Source organism: Mesobacillus sp. QJM3NY_10, from assembly GCF_056173465.1.
This window is the reverse complement of sequence record NZ_CM149675.1, coordinates 1,840,495-1,866,382: the sequence shown is the minus strand read 5'-3', so window position 1 is coordinate 1,866,382 and position 25,888 is coordinate 1,840,495. Positions and strand designations below refer to the sequence as shown.

The 25,888-nt window shown below is 42.6% G+C and carries 22 protein-coding genes; all 22 read right to left on the bottom strand.

The annotated features are described in order from the left end of the window. Positions 1 to 196 precede the first annotated feature (196 nt). The 22 genes from AC0VX7_RS09220 to AC0VX7_RS09115 all read right to left on the bottom strand — a co-directional run bounded on the left by AC0VX7_RS09220 (position 197) and on the right by AC0VX7_RS09115 (position 25,331). Entirely contained in the window at positions 197 to 1,075 is an 879-nt protein-coding gene (locus tag AC0VX7_RS09220; RefSeq protein WP_475427564.1) for a helix-turn-helix domain-containing protein, read from the bottom strand. Positions 1,076 to 1,095: 20 nt separating this feature from the next. Beyond that, positions 1,096 to 1,887: a DUF3388 domain-containing protein gene (locus AC0VX7_RS09215; RefSeq protein ID WP_041966667.1), complete on the bottom strand. Its 792-nt coding sequence runs from the start codon at positions 1,885 to 1,887 to the stop codon at positions 1,096 to 1,098. Between the two features lie 209 nt (positions 1,888 to 2,096). Continuing rightward, positions 2,097 to 2,354, bottom strand: a complete 258-nt coding sequence (locus tag AC0VX7_RS09210; protein ID WP_475427563.1) for a DUF3243 family protein — start codon at positions 2,352 to 2,354, stop codon at positions 2,097 to 2,099. A 101-nt stretch (positions 2,355 to 2,455) separates the two neighbouring features. Further along, the gene (ymfI, locus tag AC0VX7_RS09205; protein WP_475427562.1) at positions 2,456 to 3,178 is read right to left on the bottom strand and encodes an elongation factor P 5-aminopentanone reductase; all 723 of its coding nucleotides are present in this window, start codon (positions 3,176 to 3,178) and stop codon (positions 2,456 to 2,458) included. A gap of 72 nt (positions 3,179 to 3,250) precedes the next feature. After that, on the bottom strand, positions 3,251 to 4,546 hold the full coding sequence (yfmH, locus tag AC0VX7_RS09200; protein WP_475427561.1) for an EF-P 5-aminopentanol modification-associated protein YfmH: 1,296 nt from the start codon (positions 4,544 to 4,546) through the stop codon (positions 3,251 to 3,253). Continuing rightward, positions 4,546 to 5,823: an EF-P 5-aminopentanol modification-associated protein YfmF gene (gene yfmF, locus AC0VX7_RS09195; protein ID WP_475427560.1), complete on the bottom strand. Its 1,278-nt coding sequence runs from the start codon at positions 5,821 to 5,823 to the stop codon at positions 4,546 to 4,548. Before yfmF ends, yfmH begins: the two co-directional genes overlap by 1 nt. Before the next feature lie 212 nt (positions 5,824 to 6,035). Further along, complete coding sequence (locus tag AC0VX7_RS09190) at positions 6,036 to 7,124, bottom strand: GGDEF domain-containing protein (protein WP_475427559.1); 1,089 nt, start codon at positions 7,122 to 7,124, stop codon at positions 6,036 to 6,038. 381 nt (positions 7,125 to 7,505) lie between these two features. Further along, positions 7,506 to 8,459, bottom strand: coding sequence for an ABC transporter permease (locus tag AC0VX7_RS09185; RefSeq protein WP_475427558.1), 954 nt, complete (start codon positions 8,457 to 8,459; stop codon positions 7,506 to 7,508). Position 8,460: 1 nt separating this feature from the next. Continuing rightward, positions 8,461 to 9,540 (bottom strand): ABC transporter permease, encoded by a 1,080-nt coding sequence (locus AC0VX7_RS09180; protein WP_475427557.1) that lies wholly within the window; start codon positions 9,538 to 9,540, stop codon positions 8,461 to 8,463. Further along, on the bottom strand, positions 9,537 to 11,060 hold the full coding sequence (locus AC0VX7_RS09175; RefSeq protein WP_475427556.1) for an ABC transporter ATP-binding protein: 1,524 nt from the start codon (positions 11,058 to 11,060) through the stop codon (positions 9,537 to 9,539). Before AC0VX7_RS09175 ends, AC0VX7_RS09180 begins: the two co-directional genes overlap by 4 nt. Positions 11,061 to 11,328: 268 nt before the next feature. Further along, complete coding sequence (locus AC0VX7_RS09170) at positions 11,329 to 12,423, bottom strand: BMP family lipoprotein (RefSeq protein ID WP_475427555.1); 1,095 nt, start codon at positions 12,421 to 12,423, stop codon at positions 11,329 to 11,331. 86 nt (positions 12,424 to 12,509) lie between these two features. Beyond that, positions 12,510 to 13,235, bottom strand: a complete 726-nt coding sequence (locus AC0VX7_RS09165) for a GntR family transcriptional regulator (RefSeq protein ID WP_475427554.1) — start codon at positions 13,233 to 13,235, stop codon at positions 12,510 to 12,512. Between the two features lie 307 nt (positions 13,236 to 13,542). Next, a complete protein-coding gene (locus tag AC0VX7_RS09160) occupies positions 13,543 to 15,879 on the bottom strand; it encodes a DNA translocase FtsK (protein ID WP_475427553.1) in 2,337 nt (778 codons plus the stop codon). Positions 15,880 to 16,137: 258 nt separating this feature from the next. Then, positions 16,138 to 16,347: a YlzJ-like family protein gene (locus AC0VX7_RS09155; protein ID WP_215031505.1), complete on the bottom strand. Its 210-nt coding sequence runs from the start codon at positions 16,345 to 16,347 to the stop codon at positions 16,138 to 16,140. After that, positions 16,344 to 17,084, bottom strand: coding sequence for a ClpP family protease (locus AC0VX7_RS09150; protein ID WP_192473270.1), 741 nt, complete (start codon positions 17,082 to 17,084; stop codon positions 16,344 to 16,346). Before AC0VX7_RS09150 ends, AC0VX7_RS09155 begins: the two co-directional genes overlap by 4 nt. 128 nt (positions 17,085 to 17,212) lie before the next feature. Next, positions 17,213 to 18,883, bottom strand: coding sequence for a ribonuclease J (locus AC0VX7_RS09145; protein ID WP_475427552.1), 1,671 nt, complete (start codon positions 18,881 to 18,883; stop codon positions 17,213 to 17,215). 359 nt (positions 18,884 to 19,242) lie between these two features. After that, entirely contained in the window at positions 19,243 to 20,109 is an 867-nt protein-coding gene (gene dapA, locus AC0VX7_RS09140) for a 4-hydroxy-tetrahydrodipicolinate synthase (protein ID WP_475427551.1), read from the bottom strand. A 58-nt stretch (positions 20,110 to 20,167) separates the two neighbouring features. Beyond that, complete coding sequence (dapG, locus tag AC0VX7_RS09135) at positions 20,168 to 21,412, bottom strand: aspartate kinase (RefSeq protein WP_475427550.1); 1,245 nt, start codon at positions 21,410 to 21,412, stop codon at positions 20,168 to 20,170. Positions 21,413 to 21,453: 41 nt separating this feature from the next. Beyond that, on the bottom strand, positions 21,454 to 22,503 hold the full coding sequence (asd, locus tag AC0VX7_RS09130) for an aspartate-semialdehyde dehydrogenase (RefSeq protein ID WP_475427549.1): 1,050 nt from the start codon (positions 22,501 to 22,503) through the stop codon (positions 21,454 to 21,456). Between the two features lie 396 nt (positions 22,504 to 22,899). Next, the gene (locus AC0VX7_RS09125) at positions 22,900 to 23,496 is read right to left on the bottom strand and encodes a dipicolinate synthase subunit B (protein WP_475427548.1); all 597 of its coding nucleotides are present in this window, start codon (positions 23,494 to 23,496) and stop codon (positions 22,900 to 22,902) included. After that, on the bottom strand, positions 23,493 to 24,395 hold the full coding sequence (dpaA, locus tag AC0VX7_RS09120) for a dipicolinic acid synthetase subunit A (protein ID WP_475428114.1): 903 nt from the start codon (positions 24,393 to 24,395) through the stop codon (positions 23,493 to 23,495). Before dpaA ends, AC0VX7_RS09125 begins: the two co-directional genes overlap by 4 nt. Positions 24,396 to 25,085: 690 nt before the next feature. Then, positions 25,086 to 25,331 (bottom strand): YlmC/YmxH family sporulation protein, encoded by a 246-nt coding sequence (locus AC0VX7_RS09115; RefSeq protein WP_023614840.1) that lies wholly within the window; start codon positions 25,329 to 25,331, stop codon positions 25,086 to 25,088. Positions 25,332 to 25,888 lie beyond the last annotated feature (557 nt).

Genomic DNA, 25,888 nt, shown 5'->3' with positions numbered 1-25,888 from the left:
GATGAAAAATTACAAAGCCATTAATTTGACTTCTTTCATTATATCCAATATGTATAAATCATCATTAAATATGCCTAGTATAATTTTAGCCCGTATAAACAAAAGTCCATACGGGCATTTTGGCAAATCATCCATTTAACTAGAAAAAACAAGTCTGTTGATTTCCGTTCCAGTCGCTTCGCTTTCCGCTGGGAACCTATTTCACAAAATTAATCGTAATCACCTGGGTCATGTCTTGTTCAGGCGGCACTGCGTATTCGAGTTTTTGGTCATTGACATAGATTTCGGTATCTGGTGCTCGTCCGATATTGATGACTGCTTTAGTCTCATTGGATAAATCTTCCGTCCTGCTTTCATTCTTTCCTTTAACAAGGGTTTCTTGAAAGATGGATTTAGAACCATTCGATAGACCAACCCAAGTCTGTCCAAGCGATACAATTTTAATGACAAACGCATCGGCACCCTTTAGTTCATATACCGTATTGCTGCCGGTATTCGAGGCGACGGTAAGCTCCTGCGCAGGTGTTTCAGGCTCGGCTTCCTCTTCAACTGGTTCCTCTTCAGCAACATCTTCTTCCTCGCCTGTACCCTCGTCCTCGCTATCATCTGCAAACTTTTCAGTCTCTTCGACTATCGGCTGGCCTTTATCGGTATTTGCAGGCTGGTCAGCGTCATCTCCGGCATACTTGACGATCAAATACCAAACCAGGGCAATGGCACCAATCATGAATATGGCAATTAGTATTTTCGGTAAGAAGTCTAAGACTTTCGAAGTCTCCGGAGAGATGCTTTTCCTCGACTGGACACGGGAAAGCTGGTCAGGCAGCTCTTCGTTGTATGTAGATGGAATTTCATTTTTGTGCTGCTCAAACAGCTGTTCTGGATCAAGCCCGACAGCTTCAGCATATTGCTTGATGAATGCACGGACATAAAACTTTCCTGGCATCATTGAATAATTGCCCTCTTCAATACCAAGAAGGTAGCGCTTCTGTATTTTCGTGATGGACTGCAGTTCGTCCAGGCTGAGGCCTCTAGCTTCACGTGCTTCCTTTAAAATATTTCCTAACTCAGTCACGATAACACCTTCCAATACTGTTAAAAATCAAATCCTCCAAAATCAGAATCGGTAAACATGTGATTCTTCTGAACCATGTCATAAACGATTTCTTCATCAGGATTATTGCGAAGTTCAATAATATAATCAAAATCATCCATTGTATATTCTGTGTTTTGGACAAAAATATCCGGATGTTCCACAACCTTCACCGCAGGCAGGCGCATAATTTCCCTGACAAGCTGCCAGTGCTTTTCATTTGCCCTCCTTGTGGAAACGATTCCGTCAATGATAAATAGGTTTTCTGCGTTATATTCATCTTCAATCAATTGATTCCGGATTGTCTGTTTCAATAATGTTGAAGAAACAAACAACCAGCGCTTATTTGCACAAACGCTTGAAGCCACAACCGATTCTGTCTTGCCAACTCGCGGCATCCCGCGGATCCCAATCAGCTTGTGCCCCTCCTGCTTAAACAATTCTGCCATAAAATCGACGAGTAGTCCAAGCTCATCCCTTACAAACCGGAATGTTTTTTTATCATCTGCGTCACGCTGTATATACCTGCCGTGTCTGACCGCCATTCGGTCACGAAGCTTGGGTTCACGGATTTTAATTACCCTTATTGTATCCATTGTATTCAAAATTGACTCTAAACGCTCAATTTGGTCATCATCTTTCGCAAGGATCAACAGACCACGTCTACCTTCATCGACTCCATTGATCGTAACAATGTTGATTGACAGCATACCAAGCAAAGAGGATATATCACCTAGCAGTCCTGGACGGTTAATCACTATTTCATATTCCAAGTACCATTCTTTCTTTTCCATCGTTCTCCTCCTCTGCTATAAGGTCACTTGATTGCGACACATTTTGACATCAAATATCTAGCTACTATATTATATGATTTTCAAGGAAGATGAAAGGAAAAACAAGCCAGAAGTTAAAAGTAAAAAAAAGCCGTGTATATGCTTCTATTTCAAGGAAGGGACAATAAAAAAAGAGAGGATTCTGGAAGTCCCCTCTCAAATCTAACATATTATTTAGTGCCGTTGTTCTGTACAAGTTTAACCATCATTGTCGCAATCGCATGCTGTTCGTCTGGGCTTGCAACTGACCAAAGATCAGTGAGGACTCTTTCCTGCTCATTTTTAGGGTCTACATTCTTTGCAAGATAGTCCCCAATTTGGTATGCAAGGTCACCCACTACTTCTTTGTTCATTCCTTGCTCCTCCGCCTGATGAAGGCGGTCTCCCAAGAAATCCTTCCACTGATTCCAATTATCCAATACGGACATATTGACAACCTCCTTGTCTAAAATAGTACAAGGTTATTTTGCATACGTACGACAATTATTATTCATTACAGTACATGTTTTGAAAAATTGTCACCTGTTCGTCACGTTAGCCAGCCACCATTCACTGCAAGGACCTGTCCAGTTATATAGGAGGATTTTTCAGATAATAGGAATTCAACACTACTTGCTACTTCTTCCGCTGAACCCAAACGTCCTGATGGAATATCCTCGATAATGCCCTTGATCTCCGCATGGGTGAACCCTTCAACCATCGGGGTTTGAATGGCACCTGGAGCTATGGCATTCACCCTGATATTGGAGCTTGCCAGCTCTTTGCTCAGAGCTTTGGCGAAGGCTATTTGCGCGCCCTTCACAGTCGAGTAAGCTACTTCATAGGATGCACCTGTCTGTCCCCATATCGATGACACGATGACGATACTTCCGCTCCCCTTGGCCCTTAACTTTGGAATAAGCTCTTTTGTCAGCATCAGCGGGGATGTAACGTGAATCTGTATAAGTTCCTCTACATCATTTTCCTCTAAGTCCTCAACAAGGCCGTATAAGGCATTACCCGCATTATGTACAATTGCATCAAGCGAAAAGATGTTTGCAGCTAATTCCAAGTATCCTGATTTTGATGCCAGATTTGCCTTGATTGGTAAATACTCACCGCCAAGGTGTTCAATCTGGTCCACAAGTTCTTTTATCCCTTTTTCATTCTGGTTAAAGTGCAGGTAAAGCGAATAACCTTCTGATGCAAGCCTCATGGAAATCGCCTTGCCAATCGCTCCACTTGCTCCTGTTACGAGTGCGAATTTCTTCATATTCTTCCTCTCCAAATACCCATTAAATAATGCGCCGGTTAGGACCGGCGCACATCTTATTGAAATGGTGTGTTATTTCTTATCCTTTGGAACTACCTGACAAACCGTGAACCGTTCTTCGGCAATCAGCTTGCTGGCAGCCTGCTTAATGTCCTCCAGTGTAAGGCTTTCAAGTACCGGCACAACATCAAACAGATCCATATCATTGAATGCATAGCGTGTGAACTGGTTTGCAATATACTCAGGTGAATTGACCGCCCTGAGGAAAGCTCCTATTTTTTTCTTTTTTGTTCTTTCGAGGTTGTCATCTGTCAATCCTCGGCCTGCCTTTGCATCCAACAGCATGGCTTCTAACTTGCTGGCAAGGACATCAGGCTCATTTGTATCACCGCCAACCATTGCAAAACCAAAGCCTTGCTCCTCGGTATAATCGTATGAGAACGTATCATCGATTAAACCTGAACCATATAACTCGGTGTAGTTTTCAGAACTTTTTCCAAAAAGAATATCAAGCATCACATTGATTGACAGCTCTTTTTTCAGCATCTCCTTGCCTGATTCAGTTGGGTCGGCCGCCTTGATGCCAACAAGGCACTTGGACGTCTGGACATTCATTTTCAGAACCTGTTTCTTTTCAGCAACCCCTGCCTGTTCCTCATCAAATACCCGCTTGATTTCTGGCTGGTTTTTGTATTCCTTCTTCCCCTGGCTCTCTTTGATCAAGCCCATAATTTCATCAGGGTTAACTTGACCAACTACGAACAATAACATATTGCTTGGATGGTAAAAGGTTTCATAGCATTCATAGAGCATATCTTTTGTAATATGGGAAATCGATTCAATCGTACCTGCGATATCAATGCTCACCGGATGGTTCTTATACATATTCTGGATCAGGCCAAAGTACAATCTCCAATCAGGGTTGTCATCATACATCGTGATCTCTTGCCCGATGATTCCCTTTTCTTTTTCAACTGTCTTCTCTGTAAAATATGGTTCCTGAACAAAGTCAATCAACGTCTCCAGGTTTTTCTCTACATTGGATGTACTTGAGAACAAATAAGCTGTCCTCGTGAAGGAGGTGAATGCGTTCGCAGACGCACCCTGTTTGCTGAACTGCTGGAAGACGTCCCCATCTTCCTTTTCAAACAATTTATGCTCAAGGAAATGAGCGATGCCATCGGGCACCTTCACATAATCATCCTTTCCCGGCGGAAGGAAGTGATTATCGATCGACCCGTATTTAGTTGTAAAAGTAGCATATGTTTTATTGAAGCCTTTTTTCGGAAGGATGTAGACATCAAGCCCATTATTCAGCTTTTCGTAGTACATTTCTTCCTGAAGCTGTTCAAAAGTGATTTTCTCCATTATTTGTCCGCCTCCAATCCAGTTAAGAAGTAGACCGTATCAAGCTGAACCTTTTTGGCTACATCAACGATTTCTTCTTTTGTGGTTTTACTCATGCCCTGAAGCCAGTCATCGAGGCTGACACTTTGTCGTGATACAACATTATGATACAGGACCTCTACCATCCCTCTTGCTGTATCCATTGTTTCCAGCATTTGGTTTTCAATCACTGCCTTTGTTTGTTCGATTTCCTGGTCAGTAAAATCGCCTGCTTGCATTGCTTCCATTTGTTCACGAATTATTTTTACAGCCAGTTCGAAATTTTCAAATTCAATGCCTGACATAACCATCATCAAACCTTTATGGCTTTCAAGTCGGCTTGCGACATAATAGGCAAGGCTATTTTTCTCCCGGACATTCAAGAAAAGCTTGGAATGTGAAAAGCCTCCAAAAATTCCGTTGAAAACCTGGAGAGCATAATAATCGTTATCACCATAAAGTACATTTGTTCTGTAGCCTATATTCAGCTTCCCTTGTTTGACATCCTCCTGATCCTTGACAGTTTTCTCTTCAACATGGGCATCTTTAGCAGGCTCAACGAGTTTCGGTGTACGCTGGTTAAATTGCAGGAGTTCTTCGGCAATCGACTGGACTTCTGTCTCATCAACATCTCCGATAATGAACAAGTCAAGCTCATCTTCTGCAAAGACTTTATTATAGTATTCATAGAGATTCTTCTCGTCGATTTGCGGAATGTCATCAATCTCGCCATTGACATGGAGCGCATACGGTTCATCCTTGCACATTTCCTGGACGAGCCTGAAATTGGAGTATCTCATTTTATCATCATAGACAGCCTGGATTCGCTGCTTTAACGTTCGTTTTTCCTTTTCGACAGTTTCTTTGTCAAAAGCTTCATTGTCTGCAAGCGGATTCACCAAAATTTCCGCCATCAATTGCATTCCTTTTTTCAGTAAAGGGTCACGGTCGCTTAAAAATTTTTCATTGGCGATTTCCAATGAAAAACTAATGACCTGATATTCTCCCTTTTTCGAAACATCAACATATAAATTTGCTCCGTATAGCTCATCAAGGTAGGAACGAAACTTTGAAGTGGAAGGGTAAGCCTTAGAGCTGCTTTGCAGTACGTAAGGGAGCAGTGCTCTTTTTGTTACATCCTCACTGGTAAGCGGTGCCTTCATCTTCCAAACAATTGTATTCGTCTTGAATTTTTCGGTTTTAACAATATGGAGCTTGTAGCCTTTCATATCCTTGATACTTTCTGAAATGACAGCCATTGAAATCCTCCTTTATTTATAACACCAGGACTTGCTTACAATCATTCTTCTTCACATCATTGATGAAAATAAAACATCATTCTCTGTTATGTATACGTTGTGAAGTCTATATTTAATATTCCAATAAATATACTCTAACTATACCTTTGACATTCAGACTAATTCAAGGAATTGGCAGCCAATACGGCAAAAGCTTCCCAATTGGGAAGCTTTTATTGCTTTGAAGCAGCTATTTCTTCTTTAGCTTTCGAATAATAATATGTATATCCTGATTCAAATTTCACCTGATTTTTTCCGTTTGCTTTTGCCCTGTACAAAAGCTGGTCTGTGTATCCAAGAAGTTTATCCGGCAAAACTCCAGCTTTTGAAGCAGCAATCCCAAAGCTCATTGTGACACTAATGCATTCTTCACTAAACTTCTCAGATGATAACCTTCCATACAAGTCATCAAAAAAGCAAATCTGCCTGTTTTCCTCTGTGTCCGGCAATAGAAAGGCAAACTCTTCTCCACCATAACGGAAGGCCTGTGCATCGTAATCATCAGCCAGATCCCGAAAAATCACACCTAAATTTTTTAAGATTTCATCTCCAGTCAAATGGCCAAACTGGTCGTTGATTTGCTTAAAGTGATCGATATCTCCCATGACAAGCAAGAAATTTTGCCGTGCGCTTGTCATAATCCTTAGTTGTTCCTGGAAATGTCGATGATTGTATAAGCCTGTTAAGTAATCAGTGAACATCAATTCATGAAAAATTTCCTTCTGTTTCAAATGTTTCCTTTCACGAATGACGATTAACGACCCAAACACACCGATGATCCAAATGAAAACGAGATTTAAAATAAAGACAAACGTTGTATTAAAATCGAATTGAGCCTGTACAGCAAAAATAGTTGAGTATCCTGCTGTCAACGAAATCGAGGATATAATTGCCCCTTTCGTCCTCCAGTAGATGGTCGCATGCATGACAACCAAATAAGCAATCGGAAAAAGCGGCGACAAGACTCCGTTCGTCAAGGCAAGAAGCCACATCAGCGCAATATAATCAAATACGATTCCGGCTTTCGTAAGCAAATTGAAATACTCGTTTCCCGCCGACATTTTAATCAAAGCAACCTGAGTCACGGCCATGTAGACAAATCCTATCGCCAACAATAAGGGAAAGGTTTCTTTAGTGAAATTAAGCCTGTCCGCCAGAGGGGGGAAATAAAATACCATAATCCCTACCAACAAGAATATCCAGCGTAAATAAGAAAAGATTTTTTCTGTTTCACGATCATCCATATATAATGATAGTTTCATATGCATGCCCTCTTGACGATATTATTTTTAGCAAACTTTTCCTTTATATTAACACATATGGAAGATTTATTCTAAAAAGAATGTTCAAATTCTTATGAAAATACTATGATTAATATTTTCATACTAAAAAAAATATTACTGTGTGTTTATTTATTTCAAATGTTGATTTTCGTTCCAGGCGCTTCGCTTTCCGCGGGCAGTCGGGGAGCCTCCTCGGCGCTTTATGCGCCTGCGGGGTCTCCCCATGACTTTCTCATCCCGCAGGAGTCTACGCGCCTTCCACTACAATCAACAGTGCTTTAACACTATTTTCGCCATTAACCTAGTCATAATATTAAAAGAGGCACCCATTCGAGGTACCTCTTTTTGCAGTATACAATATTAACGTTTGCCACTGTCAAATGTTTCTCCAACAGCCTTTGGTGCTTGTGATGACTTGGAGAATATAACAAGTGCGATTAGCGTCACTACATATGGGAAAATCTTTAACAAGATCGGTGGAATAACAGCCAACTCAGGAATTACTTGAGAGACGTTTGCAATCGTACTGGCAAATCCAAAGAATAATGTCGCTGCCAGCACGCCTAGCGGTTTCCACTGACCGAAAATCAAGGAAGCCAGTGCAAGGAAGCCCAGACCTGCAACAGTCCCTGTGAATTCACCTGACTGCGTGACAATAATCAAGGCTCCGCCCAATCCAGCGAAAGCTCCAGAGATCAGTACCCCGCTGTAACGGACTTTCCTGACATTGATTCCTGCTGCTTCAGCAGCCTGCGGGAATTCACCACAAGATCTTAAACGAAGTCCAAATCTTGTTTTATATAAAACGAATGAACTTACGAAAAGAATAGCTAATACAAACCATGTTGTAGGATATGTTTTAGTGAAAAATAAATCTCCAATCACTGGGATATCAGATAGAAAAGGAACATTTGATGGTGAGAAACCGCTTGAGATCCTTATATTTCCACTTCCAGTGATATTGCGTGCTAGGAACACGGTCAGGGCAGTGGCAATCATATTGATTGCCGTACCACTGATGATTTGGTTTGCGTTCAGATTAATGCTCGCAAACGCATGCAAGATGGAGAAAAGTATACCAGCAAGTACAGCAGCCAGCAATCCAAGCCAGAGTACCAATGTGTGGTTGTCCAATACGCCGCTCAGGTAATGGATGGACAGAGCGCCAGAGAAGGCACCAATGACCATTAATCCTTCGAGGGCAATATTAACAATACCGCTTCTTTCACTAAAAAGTCCGCCTAGTGCCGTAATTAGAAGAGGAATTGTAAAGATAATCGCGTAAGGAAAAATTTGTTCTATTATTGACCACATCTTATGAATCTCCCTTCTCGACTACAGGACCACTTTTATCTTCTTTGTTTGATTTTCTCGTCTTGAATTTGTTCAACAGACGTTCAATCATTACACTTGTTGCAGCAAAATAAATGATGATCGCGATAATGGTATTTGCCAATTCAGGTGGAATTTCAGTCATAGCGTTCATGAACCCAGTACCTGAGTAAAGAATCCCGAACAGCACTGCCGCGAAGAATACACCTACAGGATGATTTGCGCCGAGAAGAGCGACCGCGATGCCATCGTAACCCTGCGCAGGCAGAATACCAATTTGAATGCTTGAAGCATTTCCTGTGTACAATGCTACCCCGCCGACTCCAGCAAGGGCACCTGAAATCAACATGGACAGAATGATGTTGCGGTTTACTTTCATACCCGCATATTCCGCAGCGAACCTGTTAAATCCAACTGCCTTCAATTCAAATCCAAGAGTTGTCTTTTCGATGATGAAGGCAATAATGATTACTGCGATGACTGCAAGAAACAGACCTAAGTTAATATATGATCCATCAAACATCTCTGTAAGGAATGGAGTTCTCAAAGTATCTGATTCTGCTAGTTTCTTAGACTCTGTCTCAAGGAATTCTCCCTTAAAATAACCTGGTACAATATAATAAATCGTCCAGTAGGCGATCCAGTTCATCATGATTGTCGAAACAACCTCATGAACGTTGAACTTTGCTTTAAGCAAACCTGGAATGAATGCCCATAAAGCACCGGCGACAAGTCCTGCAAGGATCATTACCAATAGAAGGATTGGTCTGGAAAAATCAAAAGTCAAGGCAACTGCTGTCGCAGCAAGGCCCCCAACCAGCATCTGTCCTGATGCCCCAATGTTAAAAAGACCTGTACGGAAAGCAAACGCAACAGACAAACCAGTGAATATAAGCGGAGTTGCTGTTGCTAAAGTATTACCGATACGCTCCAGGTTTTTCAATGCTCCTTGAAGCAAGTAAGAATAGCCTTCAATCGGATTGCTGCCGATGAACAGCATCAAAATGCCACCGGCCACCAGACCTAGAATAATAGATATTAATGATACGATGGTATTTCTCATATGCTTCTCTCCTTAGCCACGCCTGCCATCATAAGACCAACTTCATTTTCATTTGTTTCCGCAGCGATTACCTCGCCTACCAGCTCACCATTATTTACGATGGCGATACGGTCTGAAAGCTGCAGAACCTCGTCAAGCTCCAATGAAATAAGCAGTACTGCATTCCCTTTGTCCCGATGCTCAATAATCCTTCTATGGATATATTCAATGGAACCTACATCCAAACCGCGAGTCGGCTGTACTGCAATCAACAGCTTTGGATCGAGTTCGAGCTCGCGGCCGATGATTGCTTTCTGTTGATTTCCACCAGAAAGAGTCCTGGCAATCGATGAAGCACCTTCACCTGAACGCACATCGAAATTTTCGATGATATTTTGAGCATACGCTTTCATAGCAGGGAAATTTAATAGTCCGCGCTTTGAGAAAGGCTGCTTGTTATAAATTTGAAGCACCATATTTGATACAAGTGAGTAATCCAAGACAAGACCGCGCTTTTGCCTGTCTTCTGGAATGTGGCTAATTCCTTTTTCATTACGCTGACGGATTGGAAGGTTTGTGATTTCTTCACCACTGATTAAAATCGTCCCAGCCTCAGCTTTCCTTAAGCCAGTGACCGCTTCAACAATTTCTGTCTGTCCATTGCCTTCAACACCAGCAATACCGACTATTTCGCCAGCTCTGACTTCCAATGAAAAGTCCTTCAAACCCATAACTTTTCTATTATTCTTGACTGATAAAGAATCTATTTTAAGTACCACTTCACCAGGAGTACTTTCTTTCTTATCCACTTTGAAAGAGACATGACGTCCGACCATCATTTCGGCAAGACTTGCCTCACTCGATTCTGCCACATTGACAGTGCCTATTCCTTTTCCGCGACGGATTACCGTACAGCGGTCAGCAACTGCTTTAATTTCCTTCAGTTTATGTGTGATAATAATAATAGACTTACCTTCATTAATAAGATTCCGCATGATTTTCATCAATTCATCGATTTCTGCTGGTGTAAGAACAGCTGTTGGCTCATCCAAAATCAGTACATCGGCTTCGCGATAAAGCATCTTCAAAATTTCTACCCTTTGCTGCATACCTACTGAAATATCCTCGATTTTCGCATGAGGATCTACATTCAAACCGTAATGCTTTGATAATTCTGCAATTCTTTTTGCAGCTTTATCAATATCGAGTACCATGCCCTTAAGAGGCTCACTGCCCAATATGATGTTTTCTGTTACAGTGAAATTTTCAACCAGCTTAAAATGCTGGTGAACCATCCCAATTCCCAAACGGTTTGCAACATTAGGATTAGTTATCTTCACTTCTTCGCCATTTACTTTTATTAATCCTCGTTCAGGCTGATACATGCCGAACAGAACACCCATCAGGGTTGACTTCCCTGCACCGTTTTCACCTAGTAGTGCATGTATTTCCCCTTTTTTTAGGGTAAGGGTAATATTATCGTTGGCTACGATACCCGGAAACTCTTTCCGAATATTCAACATCTCAACTACATAACTCATAGTAGCACTCACCTTTGTATTAGACTCTATACCTATTAAGAATAGCGTAAGCGCCTTGATCAGCTTCATAAGAATAGGCCGGGATACCATGGGGAAGTGATGAAACAAATCCCTGGGAAGGCCGATCGATTGGAAGCCAGGCTCTGGAGCTGTACATTTCTATATCGAAATGGAAAATTGCTAAATACATTATCGATATTTTCTAAAATTTTCCGTTTTGAGTTTGATAGACAAAAGAGACGGAAGAGACCGTCTCTTTTGCACTTTTTTACTTGAATAAATCTCCTTGTTCAGCAGAAACCTTGATTTCTTCAGACTTGATCTTTTCGTAAGCTTCCTTTACCTTGCCAGTAGTTTCTTCGCTTAGGTTAGGGTTCTTCTCAGGAAGACCAATTCCATCGTTCTTAGCATCGAAAGTCAATGTTTTTCCGCCTGGGAATTCGCCATCAATCTCAGCTTGGACCATGTCGAAAGCAACCTGGTCAAGCTTCTTCATTGCTGAAGTCAGGATAACTGACTTATCGCCATCGTACTTACCATCTTCAAACTGGTCAACGTCAACACCAACGATCCAGACGTTATCTCCAGCCTTTGCACGGTTCTTAGCTTCGTTGATCGCTCCAACACCAACACCACCTGCAGCAGTGAAGATGACATCTACGCCACGGTCATAGAATTGAGCCGCGATTTGTCCACCAGCAGCCGCGTTGTCGAATGAACCTTGATATACAACGTTCTCAGCTTTCATTGTTACATTAGTGTCAAGATTTTCATTTGCATACTTAAGTCCTTGCTGGAAACCCCAGTTGAACTTTTGTACTGCTGGAATTTCCATACCACCGATGAATCCAGCTTCGCCTTCCTTCAATTCAACCGCTGCAGCGACACCAGCTAGGAAACCAGACTCATGCTCAGCAAAGAATACTGCAACAGTGTTGTCTTTCACGACTGGATTATAGTCGCCATTGTGTGGGTTTCCGTCAATGATGACGAATTTAGCATCTTCATATTTATCTTGGGCTTGGAAAACTGCTGTTTCGAATTTAAAGCCCGGTGTAATGATAAACTTATATTCTGCATCATATAAGTTGCCGATTTCTTTTAGATATTCAGCTTCAGTCGTTCCAGCTGGCTTAAGGTACTTTGTCTTAACGCCAAGATCTTCCTCAGCCATCAGGATTCCTTCCCAAGTGCCCTGGTTGAAAGATTTGTCATCAATCGTACCTGCGTCAGTAACCATACCAACTCTTAAGTCTGACTCCTTGCCCTTAGAACTGTCGCCTTCGTCACTTCCGCAACCTGCCAACATTGTACCTGCCGCTAAAAGCAATGACATTACCAAACCAAATTTACGCTTTTTCAAGGTTTGTACCCCCCAGAGAATGTTTGTGATTTCGCAGGAATGTTCTGAAAAACCAATCAGTTAGCGTTTTCATTTCATTAAAAAAATCAAATTCTTCTTCTAAGGACATGAAAACTGAACTTGTCGGCTTTAAAGTAATTGACCGAATAAAGAATTGGAACATCGTTATCATCGAAATGCATCTGCTTCAGTACAAGCAATGCTGTTTCCGGCTCGCATTCAAGGATTGGTGAAATCTTCTCATGGTAGCCAATTGGCTCGATTTGGGCCACTGCATATGTCACCTTCCGGTTCGATTTGACCTCAAGAAGATGAAGCAATGATTCATCTTCAAAAGAAGTATCTTCCGGCAGGATGCTTGCAGGAATCTTGTCCAGACAATAGACAACAGGTTCCCCGTTTGCGGTTCTGACCCTTTCGACGAGTGTGATTTCATCATCAAGCGAGCATGAAAAACGACGAATATCTTCTTCGGTTGGCCCAGTGGTCGTTGAGTTTAAAAAGATTGTACCAGGCTTCATCCCTGCCTGTTCAATCATGCCCGTCACGCTGTTAAGCTGTTCAATTCCTGATTCAAACAATGGCTTTGCGTTGACAAAGGTTCCTACACCATGCCTGCGAACAATGACGTTTTCTTCTTCAAGGATTCGCAATGCTTCACGGAGAGTCGCTCTGCTAACTCCAAGCTGTTTGGCAAGATCGAATTCTGAAGGTAATTTCTCTCTTTCTTTATATATACCTTTTTGAATATCTTGCTTCAGGTGATCGATTACTTGTAAATACAGGTGCCGGTTATCTGACTTGATCGACATGAGGCGTTCCTCCAACCTTTGCTCAAGACATCAGACATCTGATGTATAGCATTCCTACTAATCGAAAATACTATAACACTTTTTCTGACATAAATAAATAGTGTTTCATCATTTTGTCGAAAAAAGCTAGAATAACCAAAATTGTCACTTTTTCCGGGACAATAAACCTATGTTTTTGATATAATAGTAATTTGTAAGCGGTTTTAATAGTATGACACTATTATTTCTACTGCAGGAGTTATGTCCTATATGATAAGCAAAAGCCGGATGTGACCATCCGGCTTTTGTCTCTTTTCAAATATCGATCTTATGCTTCTTCTGACTTAGCCACCAGTACGGTCCTTGGTTTACTTCCTTCATAAGGGCCAACGACACCGCGCAGCTCCATTTCATCAATCAGCCTTGCCGCGCGTGAATATCCTATCCTGAATCTCCTTTGCAGCATGGATACAGAAGCTGTTTGCATTTCCACCACAAGGTTTACAGCATCACCGTACAATTCATCTTCAACCTCAGACGTGTTCTCAGGTATATCTTCTGGAATCATTTCCTCCTGATACTGTGCCTTTTGTTGGCCAATGACGAAGTTTACAACCTCTTCAACCTCTTCATCGGATAAGAAAGCTCCCTGCACCCTGACAGGCTTGGATGCACCGACCGGCAGGAACAGCATATCTCCTCTTCCTAGCAGCTTTTCGGCGCCGCCCATATCAAGAATCGTCCGTGAGTCTGTCATCGAAGAAACTGCAAATGCAATTCTAGACGGAATATTTGCTTTGATTACCCCTGTAATGACATCTACAGACGGTCTCTGCGTAGCAATGATCAGGTGGATCCCCGCAGCTCGTGCCATCTGAGCGAGTCTGGTGATTGAATCTTCAACATCAGAAGATGCGACCATCATCAAGTCCGCTAGCTCGTCCACAATTACGACAATGAATGGAAGCAGAGGCTGCTTAGCTTCTTCTTCGCTATTATACTTCTTAATATATTCGTTGTAGCCTTCTATGTTCCTTGTACCAGTGTGTGAGAAGAGCTCGTAGCGCCTTTCCATCTCACTGACCACTTTTTTCAGTGCCTGCGATGCTTTCTTAGCATCGGTGACAACCGGTGCCAGCAGATGCGGAACTCCATTATAAACATTCAACTCTACCATTTTCGGATCAATCATCATCAGTTTGACTTCATGAGGCTTTGCCTTCATGAGAATACTTGTGATAATACCGTTAATACATACACTCTTACCGCTTCCCGTAGCACCAGCAACAAGAAGATGGGGCATTTTATTCAATTCTGCAAGCACGGCTTCACCGGTAATATCGCGTCCTAAACCAATTTGCAGTTTTGACCCAGGTTTGTTGTGCTGCTTTGAATCAATAACTTCCCGTAAAGAAACCATTGCCACCTCGGAATTAGGCACCTCTATTCCAATGGCTGATTTCCCTGGTATAGGCGCTTCAATCCTGATATCCTTCGCCGCCAAAGCTAGTGCCAGATCATCGTTCAGACTTACAATTCTGCTGACCTTGACACCGACGTCCGGGTGCACTTCATATTTCGTAACAGCAGGACCAAGGTGCACCTGGGTAACCCTTGCCTTTACACCAAAGCTATGGAATGTACGTTCGAGCTTGGCCGCATTGGCATGGATCATTTCGTATTCTCCACTCTGGTCGGTTTTATTCGGCAGCTTCAATATGTCGATCGGCGGCAGCTCATATGAGGTATTCTCTACCTCAGTAAAAGTAATGGGCTGTGGCAATTCGTCACCGTCATCTTCTTTGTCAGTTGCAGGTTTAGCCTTCTTTTCCGGCTGCTGTGGCTGTGCTTCAGCAGAGTTTGCATAAGCTCGCTCCGCAAAGCTGGAGATGATTGGCTCCGGAGCTGGTTCCGAGTTAAGGTCAATTGTTTCTTCAACAGACGCTTCCCGCGTATCAGCCTGTTTGCTCTCGGTTTTTGCCTGTTTCGCTTCGAGCGTCTTGGCTTCCCTTCTATGCTGTTGATCTTCTTTCCACTGTTTTAGATCATCAATGAATGAAATCCATTGACCTCTGATAAAACTGCCAATCGGTGTAAGTATTTTCCCCGCAACTTCACTAAAGGTTTTCCCTGTAACGAGAATCGCTCCAATGATGATTAGTAGAAAAGCAATCAATTGAGATCCTGCTGCATCAAACAAAAAGTAAAACAGCGCAAACATCACAGCCCCGATCATCCCGCCTCCGAGGTCTGTCGTGCTTGTCTCTCCTTTTGCTTCCATGACATATAGCTCAAAAGTATTTTTAATGACACTAGGATCCTCAAACTTGCCTCCATTGGATAATAGTTCGAATAACGTCACGTGACTTAATAACAAGATTGCACCAACAATCAGATATGTACCAAGCAATTTGGTATGGAATATAAATGGGAGACTGCGTTTCCACATAATATAGATACTGAACACGACCAGCCCTACCAGACTGAGCATATACCATTCCCCGAAGAAAAAGCGGAAAAACATAACGACCGCCCTTCCTACAGCACCCAAATCCGCCATCGCTATGATGGCCAACGCGAGCAGTGCTAACCCGGCAAGTTCATATTGAACTGTTGTTTTCAATGTACTCTTCTTTCTCGATTGCCGTCTTTTCTTTTTGGCCATTTTATCACCTGAATATTTATAGCTTCACTATCAGCATAAACAACGAGTCCTGTTCTCAAACTTCAGTAAGAAGAAAAGCAGCCCTATTCGGCTGCCAATGCTTTAGTGTAACCATATTATATCATATTTGCCAGTAGAATCGGCACAATCGTTTTTTTAAATAGCTGGTGCTGAAGCACTTTTCGAGGTTGCATCTAAACTGTTTACATTTTTAGCACTCGTAGTGACCGTTTTACTTAAGTCAAGAAATCAACTTATCTAAGATAGTGTAATTGTCGAACCCGGTAAACATGTAGGTTCCATGTAATGGTTTGGATCAGTACTCATTACCCTAACTACCCGATACTCGTGATTCTCGGTCAATTCAGCCATGATAGGGATTCCATTATAACTAACCATAACCTGATTTACGGCTCCCTCTTCTGGAGGGAATACCTGTTCATGCGGCATCATAGTATAAAGGATCATTGTACAATCACTTCAGACTTTTGTTTATTCAAATCAATTAATTCATTTAACTTCTTCATCGCCTGTCCTATGCCGCCAACTTCGTGGATGAGACCGGTCTCTACTGCATCATGGCCGACAACGTTCGTTCCAATGTCCCTTGTCAGGTTTCCTTTGGCAAACATCAACTCTTTGAAGGTTTCTTCAGGGATATTGGAATGCTTCGTAACAAAGTTAACGACTCTTTCCTGCATTTTATCGAGATATTCAAAAGTTTGCGGCACTCCAATGACAAGTCCAGTCAACCTGATCGGATGAATCGTCATTGTGGCCGTCTCCGCAATGAACGAATAATCACATGAAACCGCTATTGGCACTCCGATGGAATGTCCGCCGCCCAGGACAATTGAAACTGTCGGCTTTGAGAGTGAAGCCAGCATCTCCGATATAGCCAATCCTGCCTCCACATCCCCTCCAACAGTATTCAAGATAACAAGCAACCCTTCAATATTCTGGTTTTGTTCAATGGCAACAATTTGAGGAATCAAATGTTCATATTTCGTCGTTTTATTATGAGGCGGAAGCTGCATATGCCCTTCGATTTGACCGACAATCGTCAAACAATGAATTTTCGAATCCTGAGACAGCTGGGGTACATTCGTCTGACCAAGCTGTTGGATCTTCTCAAGAAGACCAGATGGTTTGTTCTCCTTATCCCCTTGCTGACCTTCCTGGTTTTCTGAACTGAATTTATTCATATCCTTATGCTCCCTTCAGGCATGATAATTTTAGTATGAACATCATCATCAATTTCATTCCAGAGCGACAAGAGACATAAACATTTATAATTAAAAAGCACTGGCAATGAGCCAGTACTTTATCGTGCTTATTTAACTTCCATTATGATTGGCATGATCATTGGGCGGCGTTTTGTTTTTTCATATAAGTATTGGCTCAGTGAATCACGTATATCCTGTTTTAGACTGTTCCAATCGAATGACTCTTTATTTGTATTTTTCTCTACGACCTCTTTTACCAGGGTAGTTGAATCCGCCATCAGCTTTTCTGATTCACGTACATAGACGAAACCGCGGGATATAATTTCAGGACCGGCAGCAATTTTTCTGTCTGCTTTATTCAGTGTGACGACTACAATTAAAACACCGTCCTGCGAGAGCAGCCTGCGATCACGTAGAACAATATTGCCTACATCTCCTACTCCGATTCCGTCAATCAATGTATTCCCTGCCTGTACCTTCTCTGTGGACTTTAGTTTTCCACCAGAAATGTCAATAACGTCACCGCGGTCCGGGATGTAAATATTCTCTTCCGAAATTCCGCATGACTGCGCTAACTTTTTGTGGGCCTTGAGCATTTTGTATTCACCGTGAACAGGAATGAAAAATTTTGGGTTCATCAAATTGATCATGAATTTCAGTTCTTCCTGACTTCCATGGCTTGAAACCTGAACATTCTTTTTGCTTGATACTACGTTTGCTCCGGCTCGGTAAAGCATATCCATTGTCTTAAAAATAAATACTTCACTTCCCCTTAATGGAGATGCAGCAAACAATACTGTGTCCCCTTCCTGGATTTTCACCTGGGGATGTACTTGTTTAGCCATTTTTTGAAGGGCTTCAATTGGCTCGCCCTGATTTCCCGTGGTTAAAATAACTACCTGATTATCTTCATAGTTCTCCAAATCATTTACCGATATAATCAAGTCCTTTTCAACCTGTATGTAGCCAAGTTGTAATGCTATGTCATAGACACGTTTCAGGCTTTTCCCTGCCACAGCTACCTTACGGGCATTTGCCGCCGCACTGTCAAAGAGATGCTGGATTCTGTTTAGGTCAGAGGCAAAGCAGGCAGCAATGATTCTGCCCTGTGCATTATGAAATACATTAGACAACTCAGAAACCACGGTTGATTCAGATGGAGTATATCCTGGTCTCTCAGCCTCTGTACTGTCAGAAAGCAGGCAGAGAACTCCTTTTTCACCAATTGCGGCCATCTTGCCTATTTCAGGCTTGTATAGTGGGGCAGCAGCCTGATCGAATTTAAAATCCCCGGTATGTACGATTGCGCCTTCTGAGGTATTGATGCTGATGCCAACTGAATCAGGGATACTGTGATTGGTCTTGAAAAAGGAAACAGAAACACTGTCGAAATTCAAAACAGTATCTGCATTGATTTCATGAAAGTCAACTGTACCAGAGAATTCCTGTTCTTTCATCTTCTCCTTCGCAAGGGCAATAGTAAGCTTTGTTCCATAAACAGGAACATTTATTTTTCTCAAAACATAAGTTAATGCGCCAATGTGGTCTTCATGCCCATGCGTCAGTAGAATTGCCTTTACCCTTTCACTATTAGAAGTTAAATAAGAAAAATCGGGAATGACAATATCGATCCCCAGCATCTCATCTTCGGGGAACATTAATCCTGCATCAACCACAAAAATATCACCGTCCACTTCGGTGACGTACATATTCTTACCGATTTCCCCTACTCCACCAAGTGCGATGATTTTTATATTTTCATTTTTCTTCGTATTCAAGTCTACGCTCCTCCTATGCTGTTATATCTCCGTCCGTGACCAATTAATAATATTATACTTGATGAAAGAAAATCTTGACAACTTAATATCCTTAGCTATTTTCCTAGCTGAAGGGAACCCGATTTTTCATTAATCTGCTTTTATCCTTTAGAACCAGCATTAGTGTTTATTAGACAATTCGGAGCTTGAGCACTTTCAAAATGTCCAAGAAACTGTATTTATTAGACATTTCAAAGCATGAGCACTTTCAAAATGTCCAAGAAGCATTATCTATTAGACATTTCGGAAATTCTACAGGTCAAAAATTTCTTTTTTTTACATATCAAAGGCCAACCCCGAAAAGGTTGGCCTTACACAATTTATTGAAATAGTTTAGCTACTGCGGTTCTTTCCTGTTCAGTCAATGGTACCATTGGCAAGCGTACAGATCCGACATCAAGTCCTTTTAGCTGCAATGCCGTTTTGACTGGTGCAGGGCTTGGAGCCGCGAAGAGTCCTTGCATGATTGGCAGCAGGCGCTGGTGCAGTTTAGCTGCGTCCGCATTCCTTCCGCTGAAGAATGCATCGACCATAGCTTGCATTTCATTTCCAATTACATGAGAAGCTACAGATACAATTCCAGTACCCCCGATTGCAAGCACTGGCAGAGTCAATCCATCATCTCCACTGTATAGAAGGAAATCGTCCGGTGTATTTGCGATGATTTGCGTCATGGCGTTCAAGTCACCGCTCGCTTCTTTTACAGCGACAATGTTCGTGATTTCAGCAAGCCTGATGATTGTTTCTGGCAGAATGTTGACTACTGACCTGCCCGGAATGTTATACACCATTACTGGCAGTGAGGTAGCTTCAGCAGCTGCCTTAAAATGCTGGTAAAGGCCCTCCTGGTTTGGCTTATTATAGTATGGAGCTACGATCATGATCGCGTCCACACCAATCTCTTCTGCTTTTCTAGTCAGTTCAATGGTAGCATAAGTGTTGTTGCTGCCCGTTCCGGCAATGACAGGAACCCTCTTGTCAACAACCTTCACGACGTGCTGGAATAATGCGATTTTCTCTTCTTTAGATAGAGTCGGGGATTCACCTGTTGTCCCTGCAACAACAAGCGAATCTGTCCCGTTATCAATCAAATGGTTTACTAGCTGGGTCGTTTTATTGAAATCAATGTGACCTTTGTGGTCAAATGGGGTCACCATTGCAGTGGATACTCTTCCGAATTGAACCATTCCTGTTCACTCCTCTTCTGAAAGGCTTCCGGCTTAGGAGGCTGGAAGCAAAATCTTTTTAAATATCTTGACGCTCGAAATCTGCTGTTTCCTCTTCGAGCTGAAAGGCATCATGCAATGCATTTACTGCCTTTCCTAAATCCTCTTGTTTGACCAATACCCAAATGGTTGTATGGCTGTCAGCAGACTGAAGGATGCGGATGCCTTTTTCAGATAAAGCTGTAACAATCTTTGAGGTTACGCCTGGGACTCCTGCCATTCCTGCTCCGACAACCGATACCTTCGCGCAATGTCTCTCAATTTGCGGAGTGTGTCCCAATCCTTCTAATACTCTTACAGCCCGGTCCGTCATTTCGTCTAAGACTGTATAGACCACTCCATTAGGAGAAATATTGATAAAATCTACACTAATGTTCTCATTGGCCATCGCCTTGAAAACCTCAGATTGGAGATTGTATTGGTCTTTTTTTGCAAAAACCTTTATTTGGCTTACATTTGAAACATGCGCAATTCCTGTTACAGGTCGTTCCTTTATATCAGTACCTTTGTTTTCACGATTAAGGGTAGTAACCAGTGTGCCAAGGCCTTCCGAATAAGTGGACCTGATCCTGATCGGAACTTTTGCCTGCATGGCAATCTCGACAGCACGAGGGTGGATTACCTTCGCCCCCTGGTATGCCATATTGCAGACTTCGGTATACGTTACAACAGAAAGTGGCCGTGCGTTTTCTGCGATCCTCGGATCAGCAGTCATGATTCCCTCGACATCGGTAAAAATGTCAATCCACTCCGCGTTTAACGCTGCGCCAAGTGCTGCAGCCGATGTGTCACTGCCGCCCCTGCCGATTGTTGTCACGTCCCCATTTTTTGCAGCACCCTGGAATCCTGCAACGACGACTACGTCGACCTGATCCAGTTCTCTCAGCAATCGGTCGCACTTCATATCCAGAATTCTTGCGTTCGTATGCTCACTATTTGTCCTGAATCCCGCCTGGGCACCTGTAAGCGCAGTTGCATTAATGCCATTATCAAGCAGCATATTGGTAAAAACGACACTTGAAATCGTTTCTCCGCACGATAGCAGCAGATCATGCTCCCGTTTGCTTATCTTGCTGTCACTTCCTCCAAGCAGGCTGAGGAGAGTGTCAGTAGCGTATGGATCTCCCTTCCTGCCCATCGCAGAAACGACTACCACCGCTTTGTACCCATCCGCGATCGCCTTCTTAATATGACTCATCGCTTGGATGCGGCTTTGTTCGTCTCGGACAGATGTACCGCCAAATTTTTGAACGATTATTTTCATCGTAACACCTCAGAATTTCTGTCATTAAATCAATTTTGTGTTTACTTTACTATTCCAAGCTTTACAAGACTTTCAGCAATCTGGACTGAGTTCCATGCAGCACCTTTTAAAAGGTTGTCAGAAACGACCCACATATGGAAGCCTTTGTCATTGTCTAGATCCTTCCTTATTCTGCCGACAAAAACGTCATTTTTGCCAACGCAGAATGCAGGCATTGGATAAAGCTGCTGATCAGGATCATCCTGCAAGACAACTCCTGGTGCGTCAGTCAATAGTTCTTTTACTTCAGCTGCGGAAACACCCTGCTGGCCAATTTCAACATACACCGACTCTGAATGACCTGTGCCTACCGGCAGACGTACGCATGTTGCCGCTACCTGCAGTCCAGGCATGTGCATGATTTTCTTAGTTTCATTGATCATCTTCATTTCTTCATACGTAAAACCGTTATCTACGAATGTATCGATCTGCGGTATTGCATTGAATGCAATCTGGTAGTGCTTTTTTGCTGACTTGACTGGGAGAAGCTTTGGTTCGTATTCTTCTCCGTTCAGGATTGCCTGAGTCTGCTCCTCCAGCTCCTCGACTGCCGCTGCTCCTGCACCTGATACTGCCTGGTACGTCGATACGATAATCTTTTCCAGGCCGAACTTTTTCCGTAATGGCTCCAATGCAACGACCATCTGGATCGTAGAGCAGTTCGGGTTAGCGATGATTCCATTATGTGAATGCAGATCCTCCTCATTTACTTCAGGCACGACAAGTGGAGTGTTTTCATCCATGCGGAATGCACTTGTGTTATCCACCACGATTGCTCCGCGTTTAACTGCTTCTGGTGCCAGTTCCTTGGATACACTTCCTCCTGCGCTGAATAAGGCGATATCTACATCTTCAAAACTTTCTGGCTTGGCTTCCTGTACTGTCAGCTCTTCGCCCTTATATTGGACCTTTGTACCAGCTGATCTTGATGATGACAGCAATAATAGCTCAGACACAGGGAAGTCCCTGCTCTCAAGCGTCTGGATCATCTGCTGCCCTACTGCTCCTGTTGCTCCAACTACTGCTACACGGTAACCTTTTCTCTCTGACATTGCTGTTTCCCCTTCCACTACCATTATCGTTTTAATACCCCGCATATTTGCTGAGGCTGATTAACCATAAGTATAAAACGGCGGTCTATAGAAAAACCGCCTAGTATATTATCCTATATTTTATCATAATCAATCATTAAGAAAAGAAACATTTTGCTTCACTGCCGGAGAAAAGCATTTCCAAATTCAAATATGCAGTATTCGTGTTGTTATTTATGAGAAAAAGACTCTTTTCGCATTGATTATTGACATCCGTATATTCCCTTGAACTTCGCCGCTTATAAGCTTCCAGGCTCTTTTCGAAGTTGCCTTGAACTGATAAGGCTTTGCTTGTGTAAAATTTCATTTTTTGACCCAGCAAGCAACAATGTTTTGAAAAGAGCCTTTAAATTAGACTTAGTTATCCTTATAGCGCTCGACTAATACTGGCTGTAACTGTTTTCCATCCATTGCCTCAACGATTGTTTCGGAAAGCATCTCCATTCTTGCAACCATTGAATTTGGCTTTTTCACTGGATCATCCTGGCCAAAAGGAATCATGTAAATATTTTTGGTTGCCATCAGCCTCATAAGGTTTACGCCGTTAAGCCCCAATGCATCGTTAGTAGAAATACCAAGGACAACTGGCTTTTGGTTCCTTAATGTTGCTTTCGCAGCCATCAAAACTGGCGAATCTGTCATTGCATTTGCAAACTTGCTCATGGAGTTACCTGTCAGCGGCGCAATGACCATGCAATCCAGAGGGATTTTTGGACCTAGAGGTTCTGCCTTTACAATCGAATCAATCACTTTATTACCTGTTAGCTCTTCAATCCGCTGTACCCAATCTTCCCCTTTTCCAAAACGTGTTTCTGTATTTTTAACAGTGAATGTGACAACAGGTAAAACTTCAGCACCTGCATTCACTAACTTTTCAATTTCCGGAAAAACAGCGTCATAAGTACAATGTGAGCCTGTTAATCCAAAACCAATCTTCTTCCCTTTTAAACTCATACTTCTTTCTCCTTTCGGTTTATAAAGTCTTCCATAAGCAGCTGAGAAAGAACATTCGCCAAAATTTGTCCCGCTGTTTTCGGGGCAACGATTCCTGGCAATCCAGGTGCAAGCAATGCTTTAATTCCGCGTTTTTCCGCATAGCGAAAATCCGTTCCACCTGGTTTGGATGCAAGGTCGATGATCAAAGTATGAGCAGGCATCCTCGAAATGACGGAGGCAGTAACGATTTGATGAGGAATCGTATTGATGCAAATATCGGAATCTGAGACCGCCTTGCCTATATCGGATAAAAGGAACGGCTCTAATCCCATTTCCGTAATCCTTGCAATGTGTTCGCTTTTCCGGGCTCCCACCTTCACTTTTGCTCCAAGGGCATGGAAGGTTCTCGCGACACTCATCCCAACTCTTCCAAGGCCGAGAACAGCTACCTTTGAGCCATGGATGGTAAAATCCGTATGTTGGATTGCCATCATGATCGTTCCTTCAACCGTCGGGATCGAGTTATATATTGCAACATCATCACGAGCAAATAACTGTACGAGTTTCCTGTTTGCTTGATTTGTAATCCCAGTTAAATAGGAATTACTGATGCCTGAATAAACTGTGCAATGTTCAGGAGTCTTTTCAAGCATTTCTTTTATAATGACTACTTTTTCATTCGAGAAAATGGTCTCGACCTGGCCCTCGATACTCGTACCTGGAACAGGCAGGATCAAAGCATCCTGTACGGAAAAATCAACTTCATCTATCTTTTCTTTTGAGGCACCTGTAAAAGCATGGTCCAACTGCTCGAAGCCTATTAAAGAAAGCTTTGCATCAAGCTCTGTCAGCTTGCGAATAATCTCCAGCTGTCTCGCATCACCGCCGATAACTGCGATTTGCATTCCTGTCAGCATGAGAACAATCACCTTCTTTTCCATTAATCCTGGAATATATATTTCATTCAATATGAACTACTTCAACATCATATGTATCAGACTTGGAATAGGTGAGTTTTCCAAGAACAAAAAGCGCATGTGTCTCGTTCAGCCCCGACAAGCGCTGCCCGCCGATAACGCCACGTCCTGTGGCTGGCGGGTCTAGCACATCGTGTGCCTCGGAGGGCCGACCGGTGAAGTCGTTCTTTGACTTCATTGGGCGGACCGAAATTGAAATGTGTAGCCGACTGCCCAGAAACTCAGAAACTGGAGACTCCGACCCTGCCGGCGGAGTTGAAGTTTCGGAGTTTCTAGGAGGCAAAACTAAACAATTCGAAAAGCGGAGGCGACTGCCCAACTCCGACAAGCGTTGGAGGGCCTGACAGTGAAGTCGCTCTTTGACTTCATTGGCAGGACCGAAACGTCTCGAGGAGTTAGGAGCCGCAGCTAGACAAGCGACTCGAGGGGCTATGCGCTGGAGCTGGATTCAGAAAACTTCATGGATTTATCGACAACTCAATAATTTAATATTCTTAACCACAAAGAAAAGCGCCGGCCATTGGCCAGCGCTGAAAATTCATTGAATGAAGCAAGGGATCATCTGTTGATTTAAAATCAAAAATACCCAAATACAGAGGCAAAAAAATAAAGCCGGCTTTGGGCCCGCTTTTACTCTTCGTCATCAGGGATGTCAATGATAATCATGTCTGATCCTATTTTTTTGATATGCTTCCATGGGACCCTTACTTCTCCTGATTGTTTGCGAAGGCCGAACCACTTTAAAGACGGAATGATTAAAGCCTCTATTTGTCCGGTTCGTTCATTGATCTCCAAATCTGTCTGACCAAGTACGCCCAATCTTTCTGCCCTCTTTACATCGACGATTTCTTTTCCTCCAAGTTCACTTAATTTCATGATGCCCTCCCCCTGTCACTTTGTCCTTATTCTATATGTATCAATCCGGGAAGTCTTTTAGAATACATATCCATGAAAAAAAGGGTATTGTTGTCAAGAATCTGCTGTTATTTAGACAGCTTTTCAGGGGTAGAAGCTCAAGCTGTCATGATTGCTTCGTTTTTTTGACAGCTTTTCTGGAGGAGAGATCAAAGCTGTCATGATTCCTTTGATTTCTTGACAGCTTTTCTGAAGAAAAGCCCAAACCTGTCATGATTCCTTCATTTTCTTGACAGCTTTTCTGCAGCAGAGACCAAAGCTGTCATGATTCCTTCGTTTTCTTGACAGCTTTTCTGAAGAAGAGCCCAAACCTGTCATGATTCCTTCATTTTCTTGACAGCTTTTCTGCAGCAGAGCCCAAAGCTGTCATGATTCCTTCGTTTTCTTGACAGCTTTTCTGAAGAAGAGCCCAAACCTGTCATGATTCCTTCGTTTTCTTGACAGCTTTTCACAAGAAGATCATAAAGCTGTCAAGAATCACCCGATTATACTACTATCCGCCTGGCCCTTTACTGAAT

What these genes read in the sequence shown, in the direction of transcription:
- yfmH (WP_475427561.1), bottom strand. Translation starts at nt 4,546, where the DNA reads ATGGAGAAAATCACTTTTGAACAGCTTCAGGAAGAAATGTACTACGAA.
- dpaA (WP_475428114.1), bottom strand. Translation starts at nt 24,395, where the DNA reads ATGCTGACAGGAATGCAAATCGCAGTTATCGGCGGTGATGCGAGACAG.
- asd (WP_475427549.1), bottom strand. Translation starts at nt 22,503, where the DNA reads ATGTCAGAGAGAAAAGGTTACCGTGTAGCAGTAGTTGGAGCAACAGGA.
- AC0VX7_RS09160 (WP_475427553.1), bottom strand. Translation starts at nt 15,879, where the DNA reads ATGGCCAAAAAGAAAAGACGGCAATCGAGAAAGAAGAGTACATTGAAA.
- AC0VX7_RS09215 (WP_041966667.1), bottom strand. Translation starts at nt 1,887, where the DNA reads ATGGAAAAGAAAGAATGGTACTTGGAATATGAAATAGTGATTAACCGT.
- yfmF (WP_475427560.1), bottom strand. Translation starts at nt 5,823, where the DNA reads ATGGCTGTCATTTCAGAAAGTATCAAGGATATGAAAGGCTACAAGCTC.
- AC0VX7_RS09210 (WP_475427563.1), bottom strand. Translation starts at nt 2,354, where the DNA reads ATGTCCGTATTGGATAATTGGAATCAGTGGAAGGATTTCTTGGGAGAC.
- dapG (WP_475427550.1), bottom strand. Translation starts at nt 21,412, where the DNA reads ATGAAAATAATCGTTCAAAAATTTGGCGGTACATCTGTCCGAGACGAA.
- AC0VX7_RS09180 (WP_475427557.1), bottom strand. Translation starts at nt 9,540, where the DNA reads ATGAGAAATACCATCGTATCATTAATATCTATTATTCTAGGTCTGGTG.
- AC0VX7_RS09125 (WP_475427548.1), bottom strand. Translation starts at nt 23,496, where the DNA reads ATGAGTTTAAAAGGGAAGAAGATTGGTTTTGGATTAACAGGCTCACAT.
- AC0VX7_RS09115 (WP_023614840.1), bottom strand. Translation starts at nt 25,331, where the DNA reads ATGAAATTAAGTGAACTTGGAGGAAAAGAAATCGTCGATGTAAAGAGG.
- AC0VX7_RS09175 (WP_475427556.1), bottom strand. Translation starts at nt 11,060, where the DNA reads ATGAGTTATGTAGTTGAGATGTTGAATATTCGGAAAGAGTTTCCGGGT.
- AC0VX7_RS09155 (WP_215031505.1), bottom strand. Translation starts at nt 16,347, where the DNA reads ATGATCCTTTATACTATGATGCCGCATGAACAGGTATTCCCTCCAGAA.
- AC0VX7_RS09185 (WP_475427558.1), bottom strand. Translation starts at nt 8,459, where the DNA reads ATGTGGTCAATAATAGAACAAATTTTTCCTTACGCGATTATCTTTACA.
- AC0VX7_RS09190 (WP_475427559.1), bottom strand. Translation starts at nt 7,124, where the DNA reads ATGAAACTATCATTATATATGGATGATCGTGAAACAGAAAAAATCTTT.
- AC0VX7_RS09150 (WP_192473270.1), bottom strand. Translation starts at nt 17,084, where the DNA reads ATGAATAAATTCAGTTCAGAAAACCAGGAAGGTCAGCAAGGGGATAAG.
- dapA (WP_475427551.1), bottom strand. Translation starts at nt 20,109, where the DNA reads ATGGTTCAATTCGGAAGAGTATCCACTGCAATGGTGACCCCATTTGAC.
- AC0VX7_RS09165 (WP_475427554.1), bottom strand. Translation starts at nt 13,235, where the DNA reads ATGTCGATCAAGTCAGATAACCGGCACCTGTATTTACAAGTAATCGAT.
- ymfI (WP_475427562.1), bottom strand. Translation starts at nt 3,178, where the DNA reads ATGAAGAAATTCGCACTCGTAACAGGAGCAAGTGGAGCGATTGGCAAG.